Raw genomic sequence first — 26,167 nt, forward strand, 5'->3', positions numbered from 1 at the left:
GTCGCAGCGTTCGGTGCGTTTACAATTGGTTACCAAATAGAAACAATCATGGACCCCTGTAGACAAAATTAACTATTCGGAAACAATTAACGGCAACGTTTGAACTGCCTCTAGGTCTAAAGAACCGACAGGCAGGGTATTGGGGACAGGAATGACTGAAGCGAAAACCGCCGTGCGCGCGGTGCCTTCTTGGGTGCCTAATGAGGTGCGAAATTACGTTTTTCATACTGAGATGGGACAACCCATTCGGGTGCTGGCGCGATCGCAATCTTGCCATGCTTCAACGATCATGCGCCAGATCCGTAAGGTGGAAACGCGCCGCGATGACCCGCTGGTGGACCGTGCAATCAAGGCCTTGGCCGAAGAGAATTCAAGCAAACCGGTGCCAAATGGTTTGGAGATGATGCAGGCCCTTCGCAACCTTGCAAAACCCAATGCAATGTTGGCGATTGCGCTAGGGATGGACCAAGGCGTGATCATCCATGACACAGCCAAGGGCGACCCTGATCACGGCAGCAAACTACCATCGGAAACAGCGATGACTTTGGCGTTACGTGGTTGGATTGAAGGTGGCCAAACGATCGGGCGGGTCTTGCGGTATCGCATCACGCCCGCTGGCCGCGTGGCGTTGCGTGAATTGACCGCCGAAACAGAAAACCGCGCGCGTGCTATGGCGGAGGCGCCGGCCTCGTTTGAGGGCGCACCTACGGGGACCGGTACGTGGCTGGGGGATCGCGATGACAAGCCAGGCATGGTGCGTCAGCCGTCATTAGAAAGCCCTGTGCAAGCGCTTGCGCGACGCAAAGACCGTGACGGTCAACCTTTTTTAAACCGCGTGATGGTGCGTGCGGCGGAACGTTTACGCGAAGATTACGAACTCGCTCTCGTGAGCCAAAACCGTGAGAAACGCACCACTTTGGATTGGCGTGATATTTTGCATTCGATTGAAACGTATCAACCGGTCGACACCAAAGGGGACAATGCAGTCGGGCAAATGCAGGCCGCGTTGGTCTATCTTGGGCCTGGGTTGTCCGAGGTCGCGTTGCGCTGTTGTTGTTTGTTGGAAGGCTTAGAGACAACTGAGAAGCATTTAGGTTGGGCTGCGCGGTCTTGCAAAATCGTGTTGCGCATCGCCCTCCAGCGCCTTGTCCTGCACTATGAAGCGCGTGGAGAGTTGGGCCCTCGTATCGGCTGATTGCCGACCCAAGTACGCTGAGCCATGCACCCTATGCATTTCCGCAAATCGTGCAACCAAGGCACTTGGATCATCAGGCTTTTTTCCTTAAGTTACAGCTAAGAGGAGAAGCTAATGTCCACGCGCGATCTTAAGATTCCGGCCCAGCGTCACCCTGAAAAGCAGCGTCGGCCTGATAGCCCGCAGCCGAAAAAACCGGACTGGATCCGCGTAAAAGCGCCTGTGTCTGAGGGCTACATGGAAACGCGCGACATCATGCGCGAGCATAATCTGACCACAGTTTGCGAAGAAGCCGGTTGTCCAAACGTTGGCGAATGCTGGTCGCAAGGCCACGCGACGATGATGATTATGGGCGAGGTCTGCACGCGGGCTTGTACGTTCTGCAACATCGCGACGGGTAAGCCGCCCGAGGATTTGGATGTTTTTGAACCGGGCCGTGTGGCGGATGCCGTGAAAAAGCTGGGTTTGAACCACGTGGTGATCACATCCGTGGATCGCGATGATGTTGAAGATGGCGGGGCTGAACATTTCGCCCAAACAATCCGCGCCATTCGCAAGCAGTCCCCAAGCACAACAATTGAAATCCTGACGCCTGACTTTATTCGCTGTGACCCCAGTGTGTTAGAGGTCGTTGTTGAAGCACGTCCTGATGTGTTCAACCACAACCTTGAAACCGTTCCGGGCCTGTACCCAGAGGTACGCCCGGGCGCGCGCTATTTCCACAGCTTGCGTCTATTGCAGCGTGTGAAGGAACTTGACCCGACAATGTTCACCAAGTCCGGCATCATGGTTGGCCTTGGCGAAGATAAGCAGGGTGTGACGCAGGTCATGGAAGACATGCGCGCCGCGGACATCGATTTTCTGACGATTGGCCAATACCTTCAACCAACGCCGAAGCACCATAAAGTGGATCGTTTTGTGACGCCGGATGAGTTTGCATCCTATGAAAAAACGGCCTTCAACAAAGGCTTTCTAATGGTGTCGTCAACGCCTTTGACGCGATCCAGCTATCATGCAGGCGATGATTTCGCGAAACTGCGGGCCGCACGGATGGAAAAATTTGGCGCGTGATGCGGGCGTTCTTATTTGGCGCGTTGGCGACACTGCCTATTGGTGTCGCGGCGGATGTAAGTGAGGTTGCGCAGCAACAAATCATTGATGAAGCTCAGGAATTCAGTGCAGCGTTACTTTCTGGTGATGGCATAGAACATTCAATTTCGCGAACCTTTGAACCGTATGCGGAAACGGCTGCTCGGCAATTGAACTTGCCCTCAACGCAAGACCTTTATGACGCGATGCGGCTTGGATATGCGCAGTCGAAAGAACTTGTCGAGGTTGTCGAACACAATGTTCAGGCCGACGGTGCAGTTTTTGGCGAAAATGGGCCGTTGAAATGGGGCATTGTCCCGTTCACAAGCCAAATTAAGTACCTCGAAACGGCTGAAATACTTCCTCGAGAATGCAATTCCTATTTGGTGTTCGGGTTTGGCGGCGAATGGTTCGTCCAAACGAGAGATGCGTTTTCCGACCAGATCCTACAAGCAACGATGCCGGGATTTACCTTTTTGAATGAGCCAAGCCCTCCATGCAGCGCACCGGCTTCCTAATCTAGTGCGACAAGATAGGCCGCAATCGCGGCGCGGTCGCTTTCTGGTAATTTCGACATGTTTTCAACCACATCAACCATTTCACCGCCTACGGTATCGAAGTCAGGTGTAAACCCGCTGTCGAAATAGATCACAATGTCTTGCGCAGACCATCCCAGATCATCGGGGTGAATTGATGGGATCGTACCCTCGCCAGATGGGTTCGGCGCGCCGCGAAGCCATTGGTCCGTCTTTAGACCACCAAGGGGATTGCGCGGGGTATGGCATTCAGCGCAGTGGCCAAGGGCTTCGACCAGATAGCGGCCACGTTTGATTTCCGGTGTTTGCACATCCGTCACGACCCAATCATCGTTTGCAAAAAGGAATTTCCAGCCGCCAAGTGAGCGGCGGATGTTGAATGGAAAGCCAACGTCATGATCCCGCGATGGGGTGGCATCGGCGGGCAGGGTGCGCAGGTGGGCGATGATATCGACAGCGTCCTGTGCCGTCATTTTTGAGTAGGTCGTGTAGGGGAAGGCTGGGTAGTAATGCGCGCCATCTGGTGACACACCAGCCATCATCGCATTAGCTATTTCATAGACCGACCAACCGCCAATTCCGTGGTCGGAATCAGGAGAAATGTTCGGCGCATAGAACGTGCCAAAGTCACTAACAAAAGCGTTTCCACCGGCAAGTGCTTCGGAACCTTCCGCGCTGTGGCAAGACCCACATCCAGCAGCAGCGAAGGCAACTTCACCACGTGCTGCATCGCCGGCAAGCAAGCTGTCGGTTGAAGGATCAATCAAAAACTCCGGATCAAGGTTTTGGGGCGCAGTCACGTAAAACGCAACTGCAGCCCCAACAACGCCGACCCCGAGTGCAAGCCAGCGTTTACGCATCAGTTGCGCTGGCGATATTCGCGGTGACAGGCAGAACACGCACCACCAAGGGCCTGCATCGCGCCTTGCAAGCTTTCAAGATCTGTACCAGCAACGTCCGCCATCGCATCAGCGGCAGCACCGAAGTCAGCGCTGATCACCATAACGTTGTCAAAGTTTTCCCAAAGTGCGGGCAGGGCTTTGGTGCCTTCGATGCTGGCATTGTCGGTTCCAGCTGGCCAATAGCTCATTTGGTTCATGCCAATAAGAGCGACCATGTTGTCCGCGGCAGATTGTGCGGCATCAGCGTCGTAGTCAATTTTGCCCTGCGCCATACCGCCCAAGACCCCAAGGTTATGGGCATAAAGCTGCATATGCGCTTGGCGCGCTGTGACTGCTGGATCGACCTCAGCGTGGCCGTCTGCGAAAGCCATTGTTGTCAGGGATACGGCAACCGCACCTGCGAGTAGAGAAAGGGTTTTCATGAATAAGCTCCTGCGTGGACGTTACAATTGACGTAACGCTAACATAGGAACACACAATCGCACCGTGCAATTTCCGTGCGTCTGCGCACAAAAGCGTGTGCGCTTAGGTGAAGCGCACTTTGCCGATGAAGGGCAGGTTGCGATTACGCTGTGCGTAATCAATGCCGTAACCCACGACAAACTCATCAGGAATTTCAAAGCCCGTCCAATCTGCCCGCATATCAACCTCGCGGCGCGACGGTTTGTCGAGCAGGGCGATAGATTTCAGTTTTCTTGGGTGACGCGTGTTCAGCATATCAATGACTTGGTGCAGGGTGTGGCCAGTATCAACGATGTCCTCAACAACCAGCACATCACGCCCTTCGATTTGGCCACGTAGATCTTTAAGGATGCGCACTTCGCGCGAGGATTCCATGCCGTCGCCATAAGAAGACGCCTCAAGGAAATCGACCTCGACTGGTAAATCCAGCTCACGCACCAGATCCGCGATGAACACGAAAGATCCGCGCAGAAGACCAACCACCACCAGTTTGTCTGTATCTTTGAATTCAGTTTGAATGGTTTTGGCCAAGTCTTCGATGCGTGCAGCGATAGATTTCGCGGATATCATTTCGTCGATCACGTAAGGGTCGTGCGTCATTAGGTCCGGACCTTGTGCCAATTGCTTGAATCTTCGAACAAACCATACGACATGGAGTGTAAGAGTCACGCGCGAAAGTCCGATATGCCTGCCCATTCCGAAACCCGACACCTTCCCTATAGCGCCGAGCAAATGTTTGCCTTGGTTGGTGATGTCGCCAATTACCCGAAGTTTTTGCCGTGGACTGCTGCTGCACGCATTCGCTCACGTGATGAAATGGGCGATCATACTGTGATGCTCGCTGACTTGGTTGTTAGCTTTAAAGTGTTTCGCGAAAAATTCGGCAGCCGAGTTGTGCTGTGGCCAGAAATGCGCAAGATCGAAACTGAATATATCGATGGGCCGTTCAAGTATTTGGAAAGCGTTTGGACGTTTATAGAGTCTGAGGACGGGTGCGACGTGCATTTCCAAGTCGACTTCGAATTTAAAAACCGCATCCTGCAAGGCGCGGCTGGCATGTTCTTTAATCAAGCCATGCAAACCATTGTTCGCGCTTTTGAAAAACGTGCTGAGGCGCTGTACGGGTAAGGTCGATGCTGCGGAGCACGGCAGGTTAGAACCCTCTTCGACCGATGCTGCGGAATGCACGAGTGGCCGCTTTGACGCGATCCAGTCCAACAACAAGTCCTTGCGAAAACATGCCGCGCAGAACATAGTGTGAACATCATTATTCCCAAGCGAGGCTCAATTCTTGGAAAATATTTCACCTTACCTAGTCGGTATTCTGCTGTCCTACGGTGCATTTTTGATGGCTATCGCAAGCCCCGGTCCGAACGTCCTCGCTGTGATCGGAACCTCTATGGCAGTCAACCGTCCTTCGGGTATGGCGCTAGCCATGGGCGTGGCGACAGGCACGCTTACGTGGGCGCTGCTGACTGCAATCGGTTTGTCAGCCCTGCTCGCGACCTATGCTTCTGCCATTCTCATCATCAAAATATTTGGTGGGCTCTACTTGCTCTGGTTGGCTTTTAAGGCGTTTCGGTCAGCGGCATCCGCCCATGATATTGATGCCGTAGAGCTGGCGGGTGACAGGCGCACTGCTTGGGGCTACGCAAGACGCGGATATATCATCCAGATGACGAACCCGAAAGCAGCCTTGGCGTGGATCGCGATTATCTCGCTTGGCCTTGCTCCCAGTGCACCGCTATGGGTTGCAGGCGCGATTGTGGGTGGCACGTTTGTGTTGTCAGTGGTGATCCACCTTCTCTATGCGGTGGCTTTTTCGACGCCGATGATGGTTCGTGTTTACGGGCGCGCACGCCGCTTCATTCAAGGCGCGCTTTGCACATTTTTCGGCCTCGCTGGTCTTCGATTGCTAACGGATCGGGGTTGAACGGATGGGAACCTACGACGACAACGCAACGGCTCAAAACCTCAATACAGGTTTCGCAGTGATGGTGCGGATAACAGCTAAGGAAGGAGAAGCTGACGCCGTAGCTGAAATCCTCCAAAGTTTGGCCGGACCATCAAACGCAGAACCGGGCATGAAATTCTTCATGCCCTACAGATCACCGGAAGATTCATCACAGTTTTTTGTCTATGAACTTTACGAAGATGCGTCTGGGTGGGACGCGCACAACACATCACTCCATTTCCTTGCAGCGGTTGATGATCTCATCGCAAAGGCCGTGCATCGAGAGCGTATCCCGTTTGTGCCCTTCGTGACATAAGGCCATTCATTCCAGCGGAAGTCGGGCTGGTTTAGTGGCATGGAACGGATAGCGGTCATTGGCGCAGCTGCAGCGAAATGGCGCTAAGTCCGCAAAGCCGACATTGAGTTGAAACTTTCCTCAACATCCGAAAAACAAAAAAAGGCGCCGGTTAGGGCGCCTTTTGGTGTTGTTTGTAACAGGTCTTAACTTGTCATGTCGTAGGCGCGTTCGCCGTGCGATGTCAGGTCAAGACCAGTGTATTCGTCTTCTTCCCCAACGCGGATCGGGAAGATCGCTTTTACGACAAAGACAATCACAACCGTTGTGACCAGAGTCCAGATACCGACGACTGCAAGGCCACCCAGTTGGGCTGTCCAGCTTGCGTGGCCGAACACGGCCAGCATAACGATACCGAACATGCCGCCGATGCCGTGCACCGCGAATACGTCGAGTGTATCGTCGATCTTCAATTTGTTCTTCACGAAAGAACACAGCTCTTGGCACATGATGCCTGCAACGCCACCGATGATCAGCGCCTCAACAGGGCCGACAGAACCGGATGCAGGTGTGATGGACGCGAGACCAGCAATCGTACCTGTGACAAGACCAACGAGGGAAGATTTGCCGTAGCGAATACGTTCCCACAGGATCCATGTCAGGGATGCCGTTGCAGCAGACAGGTGCGTCACTGTGATCGCCATTGCAGCAGAGCCGTTTGCCGCCAGTTCAGAACCGCCGTTAAAGCCGAACCAACCAACCCAAAGCATCGCAGCACCGATCATAACCATACCTGGGTTATGCGGTGGCTTGCCTTTGTCACGACGTGGGCCAAGGAAGAACGCAACGATCAACGCTGCAAGACCAGCCGTTTGGTGAACGACAATACCACCAGCAAAGTCGTTTACGCCATCTGCGAACAGGGACCATTCAGCGCCAGCCAACAAGCCGCCACCCCAAATCCAATGCGCAACAGGTGCGTAACAGATCAACATCCAAAGGCCTGAGAAAGTCATCACAAAGGCAAACCCAATACGTTCCACATAGGCACCAACGATCAGCGCAGGCGTGATAATTGCGAATGTCATCTGGAAAGCAAAGAACAAGACTTCGGGAATGTTGCCTGACATGGTGTCTTCATCCACGCCGTTCAGGAACATCTTACCGAGACCGCCCCAGTATGCGTTTCCGTCACCAAATGCGATGGAGTACCCAAACGCGAGCCACAGCACCGACATAAGGCAGGCAATGCCGAAACACTGCATAAACACGCTGAGCACGTTGCGGGCGCGCACAAGGCCGCCGTAAAACAAAGCCAACCCGGGTAGGGTCATAAACAACACGAGTGCTGTTGCGACGATAATCCAAGCGGTGTCCGCTCCGTTCATGGGATATTCCTCCATTTTATTTGGAAAACCTCAAAGCGCACTTTTTGCGACTTAAAAAGAGGCAATGGGAATCGAGGCCGCATAATTTACAGGCATTCGGCAAATGCCATAATTATAGGCGCGACCAGCGCTAAACGCCCAAAAATGTCGCTAAAGTGAATCTATTGCTTCGGCAATCAGCGTTAATGCGGCTTCAACACTACGCTGACGAACTTGCGCACGCCCTATGGGGCCGAACTCAACGGTTTTGGTCTGAACTGAGCCGCCAGCCGCCACGCCAAAGCACACGCGTCCCTCTGGTTTGTGTTCTGATCCGCCAGGCCCTGCGATGCCTGTAATCGATACGGCAACATCTGCGCGCGCAGCATTTGCGGCACCCGTCGCCATCTGCGCTGCGACCTCTTCGCTGACCGCACCATGCGCGTCTAAGGTCGCTTCCGAAACGGACACCATTTCGACTTTTGCAGTATTGGAATAGGTTACAAACCCGCGTTCAAACATCGCCGAGCTTCCGGCGATGTCCGTGATGGCCGCACTGACCATGCCACCTGTGCAGCTTTCCGCAGTGGTGATGGTAAGCCCCTTAGCAATCGCAGCGGCGACAACATCACGGGCCAGCGTCACTGCATAACCCCGTGCCAAACACCTGCAAGAACAACCACCCAAAGCGCGGCGAACAGACCTGCAATAACATCATCCAACATCACGCCCGTTGCGTTATCTTTCCGATCGGCCCAGCCAACAGGACCGGGTTTCGTGATGTCATAAAGGCGAAACGCAGCAAAAGCGACGATCCAGCCGGGCCAAAGGGAAAGGGACGAGACACCGATGAATGATGCGGCGATTATCACAGGTGCGAGGGCAATCCATTGGCCGACAACTTCATCAATCACGATCTCTGACGGATCATGGTTATCTTTGCCCTCTGTCATGATCTTTGTCGCGATGTAGCCTTTGATATAGGCTGCGGGAATGGCGACGAGGAACAGCCATAGTCCACCAAATTCATAGATCAACCACGCAAGAGGCAGGGCCATGAGGGACCCCCAAGTCCCTGGTGCGGGTTTCATGTAGCCTACGTAAAAATACGTCGCCGTGATTTCTGCCCAGCGTTGTTTCATGCTGTTGTTCCTTTAATAAGGGTCACTGTTGCCAACGCCGCAATGCCTTCGCCGCGCCCCGTAAAGCCAAGCCGTTCAGAGGTTGTGGCCTTAACGCTAACGCGGTCAATGTCGATGTCCATGATTTCGGCCATGCGGGCGCGCATGGATTGCGCCACAGGCCCGATCTTTGGAAATTCACAGATAAGCGTGCAATCCATGTGGGTAATCGCAAAGCCCATCTCACGCGCCAAAGCGCAGGCGTGGGCTAGAAAAATATGGCTTTCAGCGCCTTTCCATTGTGGGTCACTGGGCGGGAAATGCTGGCCGATGTCACCGCGGCACAGCGCGCCATAAATTGCGTCCGTCACCGTGTGCATGCCTACGTCTGCGTCCGAATGGCCTTGCAATCCACGCGCGTGTGGAACCTTAACACCGCATAGCACAACATGATCGCCATCTCCGAAACGGTGCACGTCAAACCCGTTGCCTGTCCTAATGTCCATTGATGTCTCCAGCAGTTTAGCGGCCCGCGCAAAGTCTTCGGGCGTGGTTATTTTAAGGTTGCGTGCATCGCCCTGAACGATTGCGACATCAAGACCTGCGCGCCGCGCAACTTCAACGTCATCCGCAGCGGGGCCGGTGTTTTTACGGTGGGCGTCCAATATCGCTGAACGGGTGAACCCTTGGGGTGTTTGAGCCGCAAAAAGGCCTGTGCGGTCCTGAACGCCGGTGACAATCGCATCTGCCCCAGTCCAAAGCGCGTCAGTAACAGGCAATGCGGGGGCCGCTGCATCATTATGATCCAGTGCGTCTAAAACCCGCGAAATAACATCACGAGGGCAGCAGCACCGTGCGCCATCGTGGATGAGCACGCGATCTGCTTGGGTTTGCATCACGCCACTCAGCACAGACGCCGCGCGATCTTCGCCGCCAATGGCGATCAACGCGTGTTTATCGAGCCCCAGTGACGTGACCCAATCGCGATCAGTTTCAGCGATTACCAAAACAACTTCGCTTACACGGGGATGTCCAATGAACAAATCAAGCGTGTGTTCTACAACGGTTTTTCCAGCAATCTTCTGCCATTGCTTTGGCACATCGCCGCCAGCGCGGACTCCGCGTCCGGCGGCAACGATAATTGCGGCGACTGTTGGCTTGGCGTTCATGGTCGGGAAAAGTCCTTACTAGTCGCCCCGTTCTACCCAGCGCAGCGGTTGGTGGGAAGGGGATCGAAGGATGCGCACAAATATTAGGCACGTCGTGTTTCGTGCCTGATTATTAGTCAGTGATTTCTTGAGTATGCCCTAAATTCGCGATAGCCAATTCCCATGTACCGTGAATTTCCCTTGCCCACACCTGACAGCCCAGTGGCCCTCGCGCCGCTGGCGGGCATTACGGATTTGCCGTTCCGCCAATTGGTCGCGTCGTTCGGGGCAGGCTGGGTCGTGTCGGAAATGGTCGCGAGCCAAGAAATGGTTCAGGCGAAACCCGGCGTGCGCGAAAAAGCGGAGCTTGGGTTCAACCAAGGCAACACTGCCGTACAGTTGGCCGGTCGCGAAGCGCACTGGATGGCCGAGGCCGCGCGTCACGTCGAAGCAAACGGCGCGGCGATGATCGACATCAACATGGGCTGCCCAGCCAAGAAGGTCACGAGTGGCTATTCGGGCTCTGCGCTACTGCGCGATTTGGATCATGCGCTCACGTTGATTGATGCCGTTGTTGGGGCAGTTGATATTCCTGTAACGCTGAAAACCCGTCTTGGATGGGACGACGCGCTGCTAAACGCCGCTGAGTTGGCGGTCCGCGCCGAGAGCGCAGGCATTTCGCGGATTGTTATTCATGGCCGCACGCGCTGTCAGTTTTACAAAGGCAACGCTGATTGGGTTGCGATCAAAGCGATTAAAGATGCGGTTTCAATCCCAGTCATCGCAAATGGCGATATTGTCGACACCAAAACTGCCAAGAAAGCGTTGAGCGCCTCGGGTGCTGACGGCGTGATGATCGGGCGCGGCGCACAGGGGCGCCCATGGATATTGCGCGACGTCGCGTTGGAATTGTCAGGGCAGGTGGCACCGTCAGCCCCACAAGGGTCTGCCTTCATCGACATGGCGTCCACCCACTACGACGCCATGCTGTCTTTTTATGGTGACGAGCTCGGCGGCAAAGTCGCCCGTAAACATTTGGGTTGGTACATGGACATTTCTCAGCCGGAGCCTGCTTTGCGTAAAGCCGTTCTGACACAACGCTTAACCGCGCAAGTTTTCAAACTACTCCCCGAGGCGCTGGCACAGGAGGCCGTCATATGAATGCTCTTTGGAATTCCTTACCGGTGCCCGCGCTCCTCCTGAACCGCGATGACACGATTGCACAAAGCAACCCAGCGGCTGAGGCGTTTTTGAATCTATCCACCAAGGCGCTTGTCGGGTCGAGCGTTTGGGACAAAGTGATGATCGACTCCCCACTAGAGGCCGCCTATGCGCGCGCCAGTGAAAATCGCTCATCATTGTTTGTGAACGACGTCGACGTTAGCAGCGGTGAGCGGATGCCGATGCAATGCAACATCCAGTTCGCGCCGCTGAACGAGCCTGATGAAAAGTCAGGCGAACAGATGCTGATGATATTTGAGCCGCGTGAAATGGCGATGCGCATGAACACGTCCGCCAAATCGGTACGTGCTGCACGGTCCGCTATCGGGATGGCAGAAATGCTGGCCCATGAAATCAAGAATCCGCTGGCTGGCATCACGGGTGCCGCACAGCTTTTGTCGATGACCCTGTCCAATGAAGACCGCGAGTTGACGGATCTAATCGTCGAGGAATCCCGCCGTGTCGTGAAGCTGCTGGAACAGGTCGAACAGTTCGGCAACCTTCAACCGCCTAATCGCCAGCCTGTGAACCTGCATGATGTGCTAGATCGCGCACGCCAATCTGCTTCCGTCGGGTTTGGTGCGCATATGATGTTCCTTGAGGACTATGACCCGTCCTTGCCACCCACCTACGCAGACCCTGATCAGTTGCTGCAGGTTCTGCTAAATCTGCTAAAGAACGCGTCCCAAGCTGGGTCCGCTGGTGGCACAATAACGCTGCACACCTTCTACGAGCCATCCCTGCGCATGCAACGAAAAGACGGCTCTGCGGCGCGTTTACCGCTCCAAATTGAGATTATTGATGATGGCCCCGGACTGCCGCCAGATATTGCAGCTGACGTGTTTGAGCCGTTTATTTCAGGTCGTGAAAACGGCACCGGCCTTGGCCTTGCCCTTGTAAGTAAATTGATTGCGGACGTTGGCGGATGGATATCCGTGGACTCCGTACCTGGGCGCACCGTGTTTCGGGTATCGCTTCCCGTTGTTCCAAAAGAAAATTCAGGAGACGCATAAATGGATGGTACAGTTCTGGTCGCAGATGACGACCGCACAATCCGCACGGTCTTAACCCAAGCTCTCACACGGGCAGGGTGCAAGGTACACGCCACGTCGTCCTTGGTGACGTTGATGCGTTGGGTCGAAGAGGGCAAAGGCGACTTGGTCATTTCCGATGTTGTCATGCCTGACGGCAACGGGTTGGACCAGCTCCCGAAGATTGCGGAATTGCGCCCGAATTTGCCTGTGATTGTCATCTCGGCGCAAAACACGATCATGACGGCGATCAAGGCAGCGGAGGCTGATGCCTACGACTACCTTCCAAAGCCATTTGATTTGCCGGATCTTATGAAACGTGCGTCGCGCGCACTTGAAGCAACGCCACGTCGTGCAGCGTCGCCGACCGAGGACGCGCAAAGCGATGATCTTCCACTCGTTGGGCGCACGGCCGCGATGCAGGCGCTCTATCGCTTGGTTGCACGGGTAATGAACACGTCGCTCTCGGTTCTAGTCACGGGTGAAAGCGGCACCGGAAAAAGCCTGATTGCACGTGCTATCCATGACTTTTCAGATCGCCGCTCACTGCCGTTTGTGGTGGCTTCTGCGACTGACCTAGAAGGAATGGACGGCCCGCAATCACTATTGTCACGCGCAAAGGCGGGCAGCCTTGTGTTTGATGAAGTGTCCGATCTGTCGATGGACGCGCAGGCCCGCATCGTTCGGATGTTAGATGCATTGGGCGACACAGCACCCCGCATTATGTCCACGTCACGTTCCGACCTTTTGGATGCGCTCGAAAAGGGCACATTGCGCGAAGATCTGTATTACCGACTGGCCGGCGTAACGGTGGCAGTTCCACCTTTGCGTGATCGCGTCGATGACATTCCGCTTTTGGCGGAACACTTTCTAACCCGCGCGAACCGTGAAGGCGCGCCTGCGCGTCGTTTGGCCAGCAATGCCGTAGATATTGTGCGCGCTTATACTTGGCCCGGAAACGTGCGCCAGCTTGAGAACGTGATCCGCCGCCTTGTGGTGACCTCAAGCAACCCGGAAATTCACCGCCCCGAGGTCGAACAAGTCCTTGGTTCGCAACCCGCCATTGAACCGCTGAATACAGGGCAGGCGGACAAGTTGTCGGGCTCGGTTGAACAACACCTACGCCGTTACTTTGATCTGCATGGTGGATCACTGCCGCCCGCCGGACTTTACCAGCGTGTTTTGCGCGAAGTTGAAGCGCCACTGATCGAAATCGCGCTCGACGCGACCCTTGGAAATCAAGCTAAATGTGCCGAGTTGCTTGGCATCAACCGCAATACCTTGAGAAAAAAGATCACAGAACTGGATATCCGCGTGACACGCCGCCGCAAAATGATGTAAAAGGGCAACAACCGTGGCCCTCTGGCCCCACCTTTTCGTATTTGGTGGAATCAGGGCAGGACCACATCAAACAGGCGGTGGGCGAAGTGTGGTTTAACAACGGCACATAAGCCCTTGGTAAACGGGGGTTATCGCGTGAAGCGATCCCATTTGGGTAAAAACATGCTGGCGTTTTCACGCTGGCGCAGGCGGCGCAGCGTCCAGAATGTGACGACGGCTGTCTTGGTTTTGCTCGGCCCGCTTCTTGTTATTCTTACCATCACGGCACTGCGCCCACTTGACCAAACAGGGCGCACTGAAGTTCTGCGCCTAATTCTGCTTGCCGATATTATCTATGTCTTGGTGATTGCCGCATTGGTGTCATCGCGCATTGTCAGTATGATTGTCGCCCGACGCGCCAAGTCCGCGGGTTCGCGGTTGCACCTGCGTCTTACCGGCGTTTTTGGCTTATTGGCATTGATCCCAACGGTTGCCGTTGCGGTCTTTGCCGTTTTGACGATCAACATCGGCCTTGAAGGTTGGTTTTCCGAACGCGTTCGCGACGTTTTGGGCAATTCGCTGTCCGCGGCCCAAGCCTACGAAGAAGAACACCGCACCGAAGTCACGCGCGATGGCAATGCACTTGCGGGGTATTTGAACACTGAACGTTTGCAGACCTTTTTCATGGAACGTGGCGAGGTACGCCAAGCCCTTGCGGCCGTTCAACCGCAGATCGAGCGGGGGTTAACCGAAGCCTTCGTTCTGGATGGCGACGGTGAGATTTGGGCACGAGGTGAGCGTTCATATGAGTTCTATTTCGAACAACCGACCCGTGAAGAGTTGGCGGAAGCCAGCGTTACTGGACTTGTGATTATTGAGGACTGGGCGAACAACGAATTTCGTGCGTTGATCCCGCTGGTCGCGTTCAGTGAAAAGTATTTGTACGTCACTCGTGAAGTCGACGGCGGCATTTTAGCGCTTCTGGATGACACGCAAGAAACGGTTGCGCTTTATGGTCAGTTGGAAAACGAGCGCGGACGGGTTCTGTTCGAATTCGGCCTTATTTACCTCGGCTTTGCACTGATCCTGATCCTAGCGTCTGTCTGGGTTGGCCTTTGGTTTGCCGAAAGGCTTTCACGACCGGTTGGGCGACTTGTGGGTGCCTCGCAGCGTGTTGGTGCAGGTGATCTGAACGTGCGTGTGCGTGAAGAAGAAGGCGAAGATGAGATCGCGCAGCTGGGGCGTTACTTTAACCAAATGACGGCCCAACTCCACGATCAACGTGAAGAACTGCTCGACAATACCCGCCAGATCGAACGCCGCCGCCGTTTGTTTGACTCTGTGTTGTCTTCGGTGCCGTCTGGCGTTGTGGGCCTTGATGAAGATGGGCGCGTAACATTCGTGAACCGATCCGCCAACCGACTGCTTGAGGTGGATGGCGGGCAAGACAGCGCGCTTGCGGTTGCCGTGCCTGAGTTTGCATCGCTGTTTGAAGAAATGACACAGGGCGGGAAGTCTGTAGTCCAGGGGCAGGTGAACCTTGTGCGGGGTGGCCTGCAAGAAAGCCTTTTGGTGCGTATGTCCCACCGTCTTCGGGAAGATGGCACGCTTGAGGGCTATGTTGTTGCGTTTGAGGACGTGACCGACCTTGTATCAGCGCAGCGCATGGCCGCATGGGGCGATGTTGCCCGCCGAATTGCCCATGAAATCAAGAACCCGCTGACGCCGATCCAATTGTCGGCGGAACGTATCAAGCGCAAATTCAGCCGTGAAGTCGAAGTTCCAGAAGACCTAGAACAACTCACAGGCGTTATTGTAAGGCAAACCAACGACTTACGGGTCATAGTTGATGAATTTTCAAAGTTCGCACGGATGCCCGAACCAGACAGACGAACCTATGACCTCGCGAAGATCCTGCGTGACGCAGTGACATTACAAGAATCCGGTCAGCCTGATGTGACCTTTGATGTCAACATTCCGGACGGTGAAATTCTGTCGGATTTGGACAGCACGATGATGTCTCAAGCGCTTACCAATTTGATTAAGAACGCTGGTGAAGCTATTGAAAGCCTTCAGGAAATGGACCCTGCAATCAAGATTTCTCCGCAAATCAAAATTCGCCTGACGACAGAAGGTGATGTGGCGACCCTGACGATTGCGGACAATGGCATCGGCCTTCCTGAAGACCGCGCCAAACTGTTCGAACCATACGTAACCACCCGCGAAAAAGGCACCGGTCTTGGTCTGCCGATCGTGAAGAAAATTATCGATGAGCATGGCGGAACGCTGACCTTGACGGACGCGCCCGCCTTTGATGAGACAGGGCGCTTTGGCGCAATGGCTGTCATCACACTTCCAATTCAAGCAGCCGCCGCGCTGCCCCAAATAGAAACTGCATGAGGTAACCCAATGGGCGATATTCTGATCACCGACGACGAACGCGACATCCGCGAATTGATCTCTGATATCCTCAAGGATGAAGGGTTTTCAACACGACTGGCCGGCACGTCTGACGAGTGCATGGCGCAGATCGAGAAAGAAACGCCCGCGCTGATGATCCTTGATATTTGGCTTAAAGACAGTCGGATGGATGGAATCGACATCCTTAAACAGGTGAAACGCGACCATCCTGAGGTACCTGTGGTCATCATTTCTGGCCACGGGAACGTCGAAATCGCAGTCGCCGCGATTAAGCAGGGTGCTTATGATTTCATTGAAAAGCCGTTTAATATTGACCAACTAATGGTTGTTATTCGCCGTGCAATGGAAACCAGCCGCTTGCGCCGTGAGAATATTGATCTTAAGCGCACCGATGCAGGTCCAACAGAAATGCTAGGTGAAAGTGCATCGTTCCGCACGCTGATTTCCCAGCTAGACAAGGTGACCAAATCCAATGGTCGCGTGATGCTGACGGGCGAGGGTGGATCCGGCAAGGAAACGGCTGCGCGTTATATTCATGTGAACTCTGATCGCGTTGATATGCCTTTTGTATCGGTCAATTGCGCCTCCATCGAACCAGAGCGCATGGAAGAAGTCCTGTTCGGGCGTGAGACTGAGGGCCGCGGCGTTGAGCGCGGTTTGCTGGAAGAGGCAGACGGAGGCGTCATCTACTTTGATGGCGTTGCGGATATGCCGCTTGGGACGCAATCGAAACTTCTTCGGGTTTTGGTCGATCAGAAATTCCAACGCGTTGGTGGTGTCGATAAGGTACAAGTGGATGTGCGGGTTATTTCCAGCACAAACAAAGACCTAACAGCGGCAATTGAAGCAGAAACGTTCCGGCAAGAACTGTATCACCGTCTAAACGTCGTGCCGATACATGTGCCAAGCTTAGAGGAACGTCGTGAAGACATTCCACTTTTGGCGGCGTATTTCATTGAAGAACTCAACGCAACGCAAGGCCTGACAGCACGTACCTTGAGCGATGAAGCGGGCGCGTTGCTGCAAACGATGCAATGGCCGGGCAATGCGCGTCAGTTGAAGAACGTGATGGAGCGTGTCCTAATCCTAGGCGATGCAACAGGTCCGATTGAGGCCAAGGAGCTTCCAAGCCAGTCCGACGGACCAGCGGATGAAGGGCGAGTGCTGCTGTCCGGCAGCCTTGCGACCTTGCCGCTGCGCGAAGCCCGTGAGCTGTTTGAGCGTGAGTATTTATTGACGCAAATCAACCGCTTTGGCGGCAATATCAGCCGCACCGCGAGCTTTGTTGGAATGGAGCGTTCTGCCCTTCACCGCAAGCTAAAGACACTTGGTGTTGTGACGTCCAATAAGGCGGGTGCGCGGGTGGCACATGTTGAAGAAGACGCAGAAGAGTAGCCCCTCGCGTGTTGACCGGACTGCGCCCATCTGTCACGACATTTGAATTCAAACCACTCAAGGTGCGTTCATGAAGGTCATTATTTGCGGGGCAGGTCAGGTTGGCTGGCAGATTGCTCGCCACCTCGCGTCCGAGCGAAACGACGTTACGGTTGTTGATAAGAACCCCGAACTCGTGCGGCGTGCTACGGATACGCTCGATGTGCAGGGTGTTGTCGGGTTCGCAAGTTACCCTGATATTCTTGAGCGTGCAGGCGCGGCGGATGCGGATATGGTCATTGCCGCGACCCATTCTGATGAAGTGAACATGGTGACCTGTCAGGTCGCGCATTCGGTGTTTTCCGTACAGCGCAAGATCGCCCGTTTGCGTGGGCAAAGCTATCTGAACGCAATTTATTCTGATCTTTACCGTCGTGACCATCTGCCGATTGATGTTGTGATTTCACCTGAGATGGAAGTCGCCGAGGCCGCGTTGCAACGTTTGGCGGCACCTGCGGCGTTTGACACGGAAAGCTTCCTTGAAGGCAGCGCACAGCTTTTGGGTATTCAGATCGATGAAGACTGCCCAGTCATTAACACGCCGCTGCGCCAACTGAGTGACCTGTTCTCGACGTTGAAGGCCGTTGTGATGGGCATCCGCCGCAAGGGTGTTTTGTTTGCGCCGAACGCTGGCGACCAACTGTTCCCGGGCGATGAATGCTACGTCATGACCGAGAGCGTTGACGTGACGCGCACATTAGAAATTTTCGGCAAAACCCAAGGTAAACTTGGGCGTGTGGTTGTAATTGGTGGCGGCAACGTTGGCCTTGCCGTGGCTAGGGCTCTGGAAACCAGAACTGAGCGCGTGCGCGTTCGCGTGATTGAGCGGAACCGCGAAATTGCTGAAGCCGCTGCCGATCAGTTGGAACGCACGATTGTTCTGAATGGCGACGGGCTGGATGCGTCGCTTTTGGAAGAAGCCAACATTTCAAACGCTGATGCGGTTCTGGCGGTCACAGATGATGACAAAACAAACCTTTTGGCCGCGGTACGCGCCAAAGGGCTGGGTTGTCCGATGACGATTTGTTTGACCAATGATCCGACTTTGGTTCCCTTGATGGGCCCACTCGAAATTGACGCCTACATCAACCCGCGCTCAACCACCGTGAGCTCAATTTTGCGCCACATCCGCCACGGGCGCGTGCGGTCAGTGTACTCAATCGGGGACGCCGAGGCAGAAGTGATCGAGGCGCAAGTGCTGACCACGAGCCCAATGGCGGGCAAAATGCTGCGTGATGTCGACTTTCCTGAAGGGGTCCTTGTCGGCGGTGTGTTGAAAGCTGGCAAAATGCACAAACCCCACGGAAACATGCGCATCGAAGAAGGGGACGTCGTCGCCATTTTCGCAATGACGAGTCAAGTCGCCGAAGTTGAAGCGCTGCTTCAAGTTTCCATCGACTTTTTCTGATGCACAGCCTGTCGCAACGACCGTTTTTCGTCCTACTTATGGGGCTAGGCGCGTTGGCGATGGTTCTTCCTGCGATCCACGCATTGTCTATCGACAACCACGCCGTAGCGCGGGCGTTCTTCTATTCTGCGCTGCTGTTTTTCGTTTTGACCTTGTTCATTGGGCTGGCAACAGCGGGCTATAAGGTCGCGCTCTCACGGGGCTACCTTGTTTCATTGTTGGCCGCTTTTTTGGTTCTACCGATCATGCTGGCCGTACCAATGTACGAAGCCGTTCCCGATCTGACCTTTCACGAAGCATGGTTCGAAAGCGTCTCGTCCTTCACGACCACAGGGGCGACGCTGTTTGATAACCCGCAAGACCTGCCGAGCTCTGTCCATTTATGGCGTGCACTGATGGGCTGGCTTGGTGGGTTGTTGGTCTGGGTATCTGCCATCGCGATCCTTGCGCCGCTCAACATTGGTGGGTTCGAAGTCCGTGCCGTCCACGGCGGCAGCGCAAGCGACAGGACCTTTGCACAGGTAGGTCGCGTGTCCGATCCATCAGAGCGACTGTTGCGGTTTGGCGCGAAATTGGTGCCTTTGTATTTCGCCCTTACAGCGCTTTTGTGGCTAGGGCTAACGGCATCGGGCGAGAACGCTTTCGTGGCTTTGTGCCATGCGATGTCTGTCTTGGCGACGTCTGGCATTTCGCCGGTTGGTGGATTGGTTTTCTCTCCGGCGGGCTTTACAGGCGAGTTCATCATTGTGATATTTTTTGCTTTCGCTTTGTCGCGGGTTACGTTTTCGCGAGGCCTTTCAGGGCAAGAAACCAACCCGTTGCGCAAAGACAGCGAAGTGCGACTGGCGTTGATGTTGATCGGGGCGTTGGTAACCGTTCTATTCTTGCGCCACGGGATTATCGCGTTCGACGATGCTGCCAACAACGACATCGCATCTGCGGCGTCCGCGCTTTGGGGCGCGTTGTTTACCGTCACGAGCTTCTTAACCACGACAGGGTTTGAATCAGCGGACTGGTCATCAACGCGCGCATGGTCCGGCCTTAGCGCACCTGGGTTGATGTTGGTCGGGTTGTCTCTCATCGGGGGCGGCGTTGCGACCACGGCTGGGGGCATCAAGCTGTTGCGGGTTTACGCGCTTTGGAAACACGGACAACGCGAGATTGAGCGCCTGATTCATCCGTCATCCGTTGGCGGAGCAGGGGCTGATGCACGCCGCATTAGACGCCAAGGTGCACAGATCGCGTGGATCTTCTTTATGCTGTTCACGATATCGATCGCCGCAGTCATGGTCCTGTTGTCATTCACGGGTGTTCAATTTGAGACCTCAATGGTGCTGGCGGTATCAGCGCTGTCGACCACGGGCCCGCTTGCATCAGTCGCGGCTGAAACGCCTATTTCCTATGCAGGTATTCCTGATTTCGGTAAAACCGTTCTTGCATTTGCGATGGTGGTTGGCCGCCTTGAAGCACTGGCGATCATTGCATTGCTCAATCCCGAGTTCTGGCGCCAATAAGTCACCATAAAACATGCTTTGCGGGCGCTTTGGTTTTTGGGGTGGATATTGCAAACACGTCCAGACATAGTGCACTTTGGATGGATATTAATTGGCCGCAACGTCGGTCACAATAAAAATAAGGACGGGGAACATGGCCTCAGACAAGCAAAACCTTCAGGACGCATTTCTAAATAACGTTCGCAAAGCCAAAGTTTCAGTAACGATATTCCTGATTAATGGCGTAAAGTTGCAAGGCGTTATCACTTGGTTTGACAGCTTTTGTGTGCTGTTGCGCCGCGATGGTCAGAGCCAGCTGGTGTATAAATCCGCGATCAGCACCATCATGCCAAGCACGCCGATCAACATGTACGACGGCGAAGAATAGCACATGGGTGAAGAACGGTCCGCCACGCGAGCCTTCGTCCTGCATCCTGAAATAAAATCAAACCAAACGCGCAGGCACGCCGCTTCTGCGCTTGAAGAAGGCATGTCATTAGCACGTGCCTTGCCCGAGCTAGAGCTTGTAGGCGGTCAGGTCGTGAGCCTGCCCAAAGTTCATGCGGGCAAGTTGTTTGGTAAGGGCAAGATTGCAGAAATCGATCAATGGTTGAAGGACGCTGAGGCGGGCCTCGTATTGATTGACGGCCACGTAAGCCCTGTTCAGCAACGCAACCTTGAAAAAGAGTGGGGCGTTAAACTTCTGGATCGCACAGGTCTGATCCTTGAGATTTTCAGCGACCGTGCGCGCACGCGCGAAGGTGTTTTGCAGGTTGAGATGGCCGCGTTGACCTATCAACGCACACGCCTTGTCCGCGCGTGGACCCACCTTGAACGCCAACGTGGCGGGCTTGGGTTTGTCGGTGGTCCTGGGGAAACCCAGATCGAGGCCGACCGTCGTGCCATTGATATCCAACTGAACAACCTGAAAAAGCAACTGTCCAAAGTCGTCAAGACGCGCGAGTTGCACCGCAAAGCCCGCGCGAAAGTGCCGTATCCGATTGTCGCACTTGTCGGGTATACCAACGCAGGCAAATCTACGTTGTTCAATCGTCTTACGGGCGCGGATGTGTTTGCCAAAGATATGCTGTTTGCGACCCTTGATCCGACCATGCGCCGCGTTGAACTGCCGTCGGGCGAAGATGTGATCATGTCCGACACGGTTGGATTCATCTCTGAGCTTCCAACCCAGCTGGTCGCGTCGTTCCGCGCGACTTTAGAGGAAGTGCTTGAGGCAGACATTATTCTGCACGTCCGTGATGTCAGCCATCCGCAGTCTGCTGAACAGAAGAAAGCGGTGCTAGACACGCTACGCCAGCTTGACGTGAACCCGGATGTTCCGATGATCGAAGTCCTGAACAAAGTTGATCTGCTGTCTGAGGAGGACGCAGGCTATTTGCAGGCGCTCAACAAAGACGACGAAGGTGTGTTCGCGATTTCTGCCGTGACCGGTGAGGGGCTTGATCGTCTTCTTGGGACCGTCAGCGAAATCCTAAAAGGGTCTACGCGCACGATGACCCTGTCGCTTGATTGGGCGCAGGGTGCCGCGCAAAGCTGGCTGCAGCGCGAGGGCGTTATTGTCGATGACAAGCAGACAGAGACCGGCTGGACCATTGATGTCCGCTGGAGCGCGATCCAGCAGGCGCAGTTTGAAAAACAATTTCCAGATGCCATGCCGACGGTCGAAGCTGACAAATCTGACAAGGATGAAGACGCGCCAAGTGGCGAATATCACCCGCTAGATTAGCCTTATTACTGCGGCTCCAACACCGTTACACCAACAGCACCACCACGCGCCAACGCGGGGTCGAGTGACATTGGAATGTACTCGCCACGACGCCACAGATCGCCAAGATCGTCATAGTGGCGCGAGAGGAAATGTCCTGATTGCCCTGTGGATGTCACGAACACTGAACTGTCAGGGTCCGCGAAATCGTAGACCCCACGATAGGCGGCGGCATGCACGTTCATGAACGGGTCCTCGGCGCCACCAGACGTGCGTCCGCGCATCAATGTGTTGTCACCACCAGACGTGGATTGGCGGATGTTGACGAACCAGCGCAACACAGGGGCTTCGCCCAAAACGGGGTGATCGTGGGTCGCTTCATGGGCATCACCCCAGCGCAGGCTTTCCAATGCAGTGCCGCGGTTCGCAGCGACCCAAATCAGCGCATCATCCAAGGCCAAGCGCGCGATGTCAGAACAGGTTTCTTGTGGCGCAGATTGCAGCACGTCACACCACGCCGCAGCGCCGTCCGTGTTGCGGTAAACGCGTTCAATGAACAGCGGTTCGACATGGGTATATTCTTGGGACAGTGGGCCTAGCTCGTCGCGGATAAGGCGATCTTGCAGGGCACGCATCCACGCAGCGTATAGAAGGGGTTCTGGAAGGTGCTCGTTCATTTCACCATTCCATTGCGCAAGCAAATCTAACGCGTCTTGGCGCAGCTTTTCTGGCGTTCCTTCAGGCGCGGCTTCACCGGTGAACCAAAGGTCCGCACCGATCAGCGGCAGAATAGAACGCGCTGTGTAGCTCACGGTGTCACTTTGGGCTTCGATAAAGCTGTCACGGGTGTGAACCTCACGCGCTTGCATCAGCAAAAGCCAGCGGTTTACGCGTTGGCTATCGCCCCACATGTGGCTGATATGTGCGGGAAAGGGTGCGTCGATGATCTTGTTGTTGGTGTTGCCGACAATCCCGCCAAATGGATCGATCCATTCAGGGTTTTCGCCGTAATCGCGCCGGCCATCCCAACGGTTTTGCGGCAGATAGCCGTAATGGGGCAGGCGCCCTTGGGTTACGTGATCAGGGCTGCGGTTCGGGACATGGCCGATCAGCTTAAGCCCAACAGAGTTGCGATCCGCGAGTGTCAGCATCTGGGAGGGCGCGACATAATCTTCCGCCGCTGCAATCCCAGCCTCAACCGTACGCGCACGCATCAAGCCCATCGCGGCCTGCATCGTCGTGTCTTCGCCTGACAGGGCCGTCCAGCCCAAAACCGTCACATGCCCCGGGGGGCGGATCGTCGCGAGGTCGTATTGATCTGGCGGTAAGACGGGGCCGTTCACCGTCCATTGCAATTGCAACGTCACGGCGGGTGCGTCTTTGATGCGAATGATGCTTTCGCGGGTCTCAAAATTGGCCCACCCGTTCGGGACGCGGTATTGGCTGGCGTTTGATGGGTTCACTTCTTCGATGTAGACGTCTTGGTCGTCCAGATAGGACGATGTAATTCCCCAACCCAAATCAGCGGAGCGCCCGAGCATGACCACCGGAACTCCCGGGATGGTGCCGCCAATCACGCCGCCGGTCTCAAGCTCAAGACGTGCGAGGTACCAAATTGACGGGGCGGTTAGACCAAGGTGCGGATCATTAGCCAGCAACGTTGAGCCAGTGGCTGAACGCGTAATGCCAGCGGCCCATGCGTTAGACGCGCCCGCCAAATTACGTGGAACAACAGGTGAGATCGGAGCGAACGCCATACGGTTGTTAGGGGCATAGCGTGGAACATCCGGCATCAATGAGGCGTAGCTCGGCAATGCCGCCAAACCTGCGCCGGGGGCTTCGGGCAAAATGTCATTCAAGCGGTCCTCGTCGCTTAAGATCAGCGAGGTTCGTGCGCGCAAGACTTCTTCTTCCAAATGGCTGGAGAGCTGCAGCGACATCAATTTGATGATCGACACGGAATCCGCGGGCTGCCACGGGGCGATTGCTTGGTTGAAAACCCACATTTCAGGTGCGCCGCGTCCGCGCGCGCCTTGGTTCACTTGGTCGATCCATGCATTCACACCACTTGAATAGGCCCGAAGTGCTGACTGGGTTTCCGCGTCCAATGCCTGCACAGATCTTTGCGAGAGCGGATGCAAATCAAGGCGGCGGATAAGGCTGTCGATGGGCAATGTGCGTTCGCCGAACAGCTCAGACAAGCGCCCTTGGGCGGTGCGACGCAGCATCGTCATTTGCCACAGACGGTCCTGAGCATGCGCGAGGCCGAGGGCAAAGAAGACGTCCTCGTCGGTTTGTCCGAAAATATGGGGAACATTGGCGTTGTCGCGCACGATTTCCACAGGTGCTGAAATGCCAGCAACCTCGAGCGTGCCGTCATAATCGGGCAGGGAGCGCGAGGCGAAATAGTAAGCCAGCGCAAACACTGCAACAGTGAGAGCAATAAGCGCGGAGGCGAGCCGGACGAGCCAACGAAATACGAGTGCCATAACAGGTCCCTTGTTAATCGAGCCGCCGGAGTGGTTGACGTGCGGCGCGGGTCCGTTACCTATCTCGCAACAGCAATTGTGATGCAAGCGGGAGAGACACTATGGCGAAGGTCGCATTTTTGGGTTTAGGGGTCATGGGCTACCCGATGGCAGGGCATTTGGTGAAGGCCGGACACGAGGTAACGGTCTATAACCGTACAGCTTCGAAAGTGGACTTGTGGGTGCAAGACTATCACGGAGGCTTCGGTGCGACGCCAGCGTCAGCCGCCGAAAAAGCCGATTTCGTGATTGCTTGCGTCGGTAACGATGACGATCTTCGGGCAGTTTGCACGGGGCCAGGCGGCGCATTTCCGTCAATGGCGAAAGGCTCTGTCTTTATCGACCACACCACGGTGTCTGCAAAAGTTACACGAGAGCTTTATTCTACCGCTGCAGAACGTGGGATCGGGTTTGTCGACGCTCCGATTTCTGGCGGCCAAGCTGGTGCCGAAAACGGTGTTTTGTCTGTCATGTGTGGTGGGGATGCTGAAGTTTATGCGCGTGCTGAGCCAATCATTGATGCCTACGCACGGGTATGCCGCCGCATCGGGGACTCTGGCGCGGGTCAAATGACCAAAATGTGTAACCAGATCGCGATTGCAGGATTGGTGCAGGGCCTGTCCGAGGCATTGCATTTCGCTGATAAGGCGGGCTTGGATGGGCGCGCCGTGGTTGAGGTGATCAGCCAGGGCGCAGCGGGTTCATGGCAGATGCAAAACCGCTATGAGAAGATGATTGACGGTGAGTTTGAACACGGCTTTGCTGTGGATTGGATGCGCAAAGACCTTGGGATTTGTCTGGATACGGCGGATGAGACGGGGGCATCGCTGCCTGTCACGGCCTTGGTCGATCAGTTTTACAAGGATGTTCAAAATCTTGGGGGCGGACGTTGGGATACGTCCAGCTTAATAAAGCGACTGCGCGCTTTGGGGTAAGAGGCCTTCGAATTTGCTTCGCAAATCCGATCAACAGGCGGCTAGGCCCCATCGCTTCGCGATCCACCCCAAGATATTTGAGAAACAAAAGCAAAGCCGCGCTTTAGGTTTTGGCCTCTCCTGATGGTTTGATAAGCGACGCGCCTTAGCTCTATGGTTCGACCAGACGATCACAACTGCCTGAGGCAAAGTGTTCAACAAGTGAAGCGCCAGCACCGGACGTTCCAGCAAGATCAACGCCGCGATCTTTGAAAATGGTCACTATACCGCTGATGTCACCGTCGTTGCTTTCAAAAAAGTACCTGTCAGGCGTTTCGGTAAGTGTTGCGCGCGGGTCAAAGCGCGGCAATTCTAGGCGCGGCTCGCCATCTTCGTGGCTAAGGTAGGCAATGAACGAAATCGGAGTATCCGAACAGTTGTTACCTTCGCAGTATCTGTTGATCTGGCAGGCGTAGTGGGGGTAGGCGCGGTCACCTTGAATTCCCGGATCGTTGGAACGGCCTGACATCATGACAGTCAGGGTAAGAATGACGATTGTGATAACGACCAAGACTGGCAGCACGGTGGAGTTTTTCATCAAT

At 55.0% G+C, this 26,167-nt stretch carries 25 protein-coding genes; 16 read left to right on the top strand and 9 right to left on the bottom strand.

All coding sequences use genetic code 11. The features are described 5' to 3' along the window. Positions 1-151: 151 nt before the first annotated feature. The 3 genes from OSB_RS06960 (at position 152) to OSB_RS06970 (ending at position 2,802) form a co-directional block, all read left to right on the top strand. A complete protein-coding gene (locus OSB_RS06960) occupies positions 152-1,195 on the top strand; it encodes a DUF6456 domain-containing protein (protein ID WP_049834304.1) in 1,044 nt (347 codons plus the stop codon). A 114-nt stretch (positions 1,196-1,309) separates the two neighbouring features. Next, positions 1,310-2,266, top strand: a complete 957-nt coding sequence (gene lipA / locus OSB_RS06965; RefSeq protein WP_049834305.1) for a lipoyl synthase — start codon at positions 1,310-1,312, stop codon at positions 2,264-2,266. After that, on the top strand, positions 2,266-2,802 hold the full coding sequence (locus tag OSB_RS06970) for a hypothetical protein (protein ID WP_049834306.1): 537 nt from the start codon (positions 2,266-2,268) through the stop codon (positions 2,800-2,802). The genes lipA and OSB_RS06970 overlap by 1 nt, the downstream gene beginning before the upstream one ends. Here the strand turns inward: OSB_RS06970 and OSB_RS06975 are convergent. The 3 genes from OSB_RS06975 to hpt all read right to left on the bottom strand — a co-directional run bounded on the left by OSB_RS06975 (position 2,799) and on the right by hpt (position 4,784). After that, on the bottom strand, positions 2,799-3,680 hold the full coding sequence (locus OSB_RS06975; protein ID WP_049834307.1) for a cytochrome c: 882 nt from the start codon (positions 3,678-3,680) through the stop codon (positions 2,799-2,801). The two genes, OSB_RS06970 and OSB_RS06975, sit on opposite strands and share 4 nt — an antisense overlap. Beyond that, positions 3,680-4,144 carry a c-type cytochrome gene (locus OSB_RS06980; protein ID WP_049834308.1) on the bottom strand — a complete coding sequence of 155 codons (465 nt, stop codon included), beginning with the start codon at positions 4,142-4,144 and terminating at the stop codon, positions 3,680-3,682. Before OSB_RS06980 ends, OSB_RS06975 begins: the two co-directional genes overlap by 1 nt. A gap of 103 nt (positions 4,145-4,247) precedes the next feature. Beyond that, the gene (gene hpt, locus OSB_RS06985) at positions 4,248-4,784 is read right to left on the bottom strand and encodes a hypoxanthine phosphoribosyltransferase (RefSeq protein ID WP_049834309.1); all 537 of its coding nucleotides are present in this window, start codon (positions 4,782-4,784) and stop codon (positions 4,248-4,250) included. 84 nt (positions 4,785-4,868) lie between these two features. On the opposite strand from hpt, the gene OSB_RS06990 reads away from it, so the two are divergent. The 3 genes from OSB_RS06990 to OSB_RS07000 all read left to right on the top strand — a co-directional run bounded on the left by OSB_RS06990 (position 4,869) and on the right by OSB_RS07000 (position 6,454). Next, complete coding sequence (locus OSB_RS06990; RefSeq protein ID WP_049834310.1) at positions 4,869-5,312, top strand: type II toxin-antitoxin system RatA family toxin; 444 nt, start codon at positions 4,869-4,871, stop codon at positions 5,310-5,312. Between the two features lie 163 nt (positions 5,313-5,475). Beyond that, positions 5,476-6,117 carry a LysE family translocator gene (locus OSB_RS06995; RefSeq protein WP_049834311.1) on the top strand — a complete coding sequence of 214 codons (642 nt, stop codon included), beginning with the start codon at positions 5,476-5,478 and terminating at the stop codon, positions 6,115-6,117. Positions 6,118-6,121: 4 nt separating this feature from the next. Then, positions 6,122-6,454, top strand: coding sequence for a putative quinol monooxygenase (locus OSB_RS07000; RefSeq protein ID WP_049834312.1), 333 nt, complete (start codon positions 6,122-6,124; stop codon positions 6,452-6,454). A gap of 185 nt (positions 6,455-6,639) precedes the next feature. On the opposite strand, the gene OSB_RS07005 is transcribed toward OSB_RS07000, so the two are convergent. The 4 genes from OSB_RS07005 to OSB_RS07020 form a co-directional block, all read right to left on the bottom strand. Next, the gene (locus tag OSB_RS07005) at positions 6,640-7,821 is read right to left on the bottom strand and encodes an ammonium transporter (RefSeq protein WP_049834313.1); all 1,182 of its coding nucleotides are present in this window, start codon (positions 7,819-7,821) and stop codon (positions 6,640-6,642) included. A 150-nt stretch (positions 7,822-7,971) separates the two neighbouring features. Further along, complete coding sequence (locus OSB_RS07010) at positions 7,972-8,445, bottom strand: CinA family protein (RefSeq protein WP_049834314.1); 474 nt, start codon at positions 8,443-8,445, stop codon at positions 7,972-7,974. Beyond that, positions 8,442-8,942 carry a phosphatidylglycerophosphatase A family protein gene (locus OSB_RS07015; RefSeq protein ID WP_049834315.1) on the bottom strand — a complete coding sequence of 167 codons (501 nt, stop codon included), beginning with the start codon at positions 8,940-8,942 and terminating at the stop codon, positions 8,442-8,444. Before OSB_RS07015 ends, OSB_RS07010 begins: the two co-directional genes overlap by 4 nt. Continuing rightward, positions 8,939-10,090, bottom strand: a complete 1,152-nt coding sequence (locus OSB_RS07020) for a bifunctional 2-C-methyl-D-erythritol 4-phosphate cytidylyltransferase/2-C-methyl-D-erythritol 2,4-cyclodiphosphate synthase (RefSeq protein ID WP_049834316.1) — start codon at positions 10,088-10,090, stop codon at positions 8,939-8,941. The genes OSB_RS07015 and OSB_RS07020 overlap by 4 nt, the downstream gene beginning before the upstream one ends. 162 nt (positions 10,091-10,252) lie before the next feature. On the opposite strand from OSB_RS07020, the gene dusB reads away from it, so the two are divergent. The 9 genes from dusB to hflX all read left to right on the top strand — a co-directional run bounded on the left by dusB (position 10,253) and on the right by hflX (position 22,144). Continuing rightward, a complete protein-coding gene (gene dusB / locus OSB_RS07025; RefSeq protein WP_049834317.1) occupies positions 10,253-11,230 on the top strand; it encodes a tRNA dihydrouridine synthase DusB in 978 nt (325 codons plus the stop codon). After that, complete coding sequence (locus tag OSB_RS07030) at positions 11,227-12,303, top strand: two-component system sensor histidine kinase NtrB (protein ID WP_049834318.1); 1,077 nt, start codon at positions 11,227-11,229, stop codon at positions 12,301-12,303. The genes dusB and OSB_RS07030 overlap by 4 nt, the downstream gene beginning before the upstream one ends. Continuing rightward, the gene (locus OSB_RS07035) at positions 12,304-13,662 is read left to right on the top strand and encodes a sigma-54-dependent Fis family transcriptional regulator (RefSeq protein ID WP_049834319.1); all 1,359 of its coding nucleotides are present in this window, start codon (positions 12,304-12,306) and stop codon (positions 13,660-13,662) included. Positions 13,663-13,824: 162 nt separating this feature from the next. Further along, positions 13,825-16,041 (top strand): sensor histidine kinase NtrY-like, encoded by a 2,217-nt coding sequence (locus tag OSB_RS07040; RefSeq protein ID WP_049834320.1) that lies wholly within the window; start codon positions 13,825-13,827, stop codon positions 16,039-16,041. A 9-nt stretch (positions 16,042-16,050) separates the two neighbouring features. Then, positions 16,051-17,457, top strand: coding sequence for a nitrogen assimilation response regulator NtrX (ntrX, locus tag OSB_RS07045; RefSeq protein ID WP_049834321.1), 1,407 nt, complete (start codon positions 16,051-16,053; stop codon positions 17,455-17,457). Positions 17,458-17,527: 70 nt separating this feature from the next. Continuing rightward, a complete protein-coding gene (gene trkA, locus OSB_RS07050) occupies positions 17,528-18,904 on the top strand; it encodes a Trk system potassium transporter TrkA (RefSeq protein WP_049834322.1) in 1,377 nt (458 codons plus the stop codon). Beyond that, positions 18,904-20,418: a TrkH family potassium uptake protein gene (locus OSB_RS07055; RefSeq protein WP_049834323.1), complete on the top strand. Its 1,515-nt coding sequence runs from the start codon at positions 18,904-18,906 to the stop codon at positions 20,416-20,418. The genes trkA and OSB_RS07055 overlap by 1 nt, the downstream gene beginning before the upstream one ends. Positions 20,419-20,551: 133 nt before the next feature. Continuing rightward, positions 20,552-20,785 carry an RNA chaperone Hfq gene (gene hfq, locus OSB_RS07060; protein ID WP_049834324.1) on the top strand — a complete coding sequence of 78 codons (234 nt, stop codon included), beginning with the start codon at positions 20,552-20,554 and terminating at the stop codon, positions 20,783-20,785. Between the two features lie 3 nt (positions 20,786-20,788). Then, the gene (gene hflX, locus OSB_RS07065) at positions 20,789-22,144 is read left to right on the top strand and encodes a GTPase HflX (RefSeq protein WP_049834325.1); all 1,356 of its coding nucleotides are present in this window, start codon (positions 20,789-20,791) and stop codon (positions 22,142-22,144) included. Between the two features lie 5 nt (positions 22,145-22,149). On the opposite strand, the gene OSB_RS07070 is transcribed toward hflX, so the two are convergent. Then, positions 22,150-24,612: a penicillin acylase family protein gene (locus tag OSB_RS07070; RefSeq protein WP_049834326.1), complete on the bottom strand. Its 2,463-nt coding sequence runs from the start codon at positions 24,610-24,612 to the stop codon at positions 22,150-22,152. Positions 24,613-24,713: 101 nt separating this feature from the next. On the opposite strand from OSB_RS07070, the gene OSB_RS07075 reads away from it, so the two are divergent. Further along, positions 24,714-25,586, top strand: coding sequence for an NAD(P)-dependent oxidoreductase (locus OSB_RS07075; protein WP_049834327.1), 873 nt, complete (start codon positions 24,714-24,716; stop codon positions 25,584-25,586). 151 nt (positions 25,587-25,737) lie between these two features. Here the strand turns inward: OSB_RS07075 and OSB_RS07080 are convergent, their stop codons facing one another. Next, positions 25,738-26,163, bottom strand: a complete 426-nt coding sequence (locus OSB_RS07080) for a hypothetical protein (RefSeq protein ID WP_049834328.1) — start codon at positions 26,161-26,163, stop codon at positions 25,738-25,740. Positions 26,164-26,167 lie beyond the last annotated feature (4 nt).

Source organism: Octadecabacter temperatus (genome assembly GCF_001187845.1).
Lineage (GTDB): Bacteria > Pseudomonadota > Alphaproteobacteria > Rhodobacterales > Rhodobacteraceae > Octadecabacter > Octadecabacter temperatus.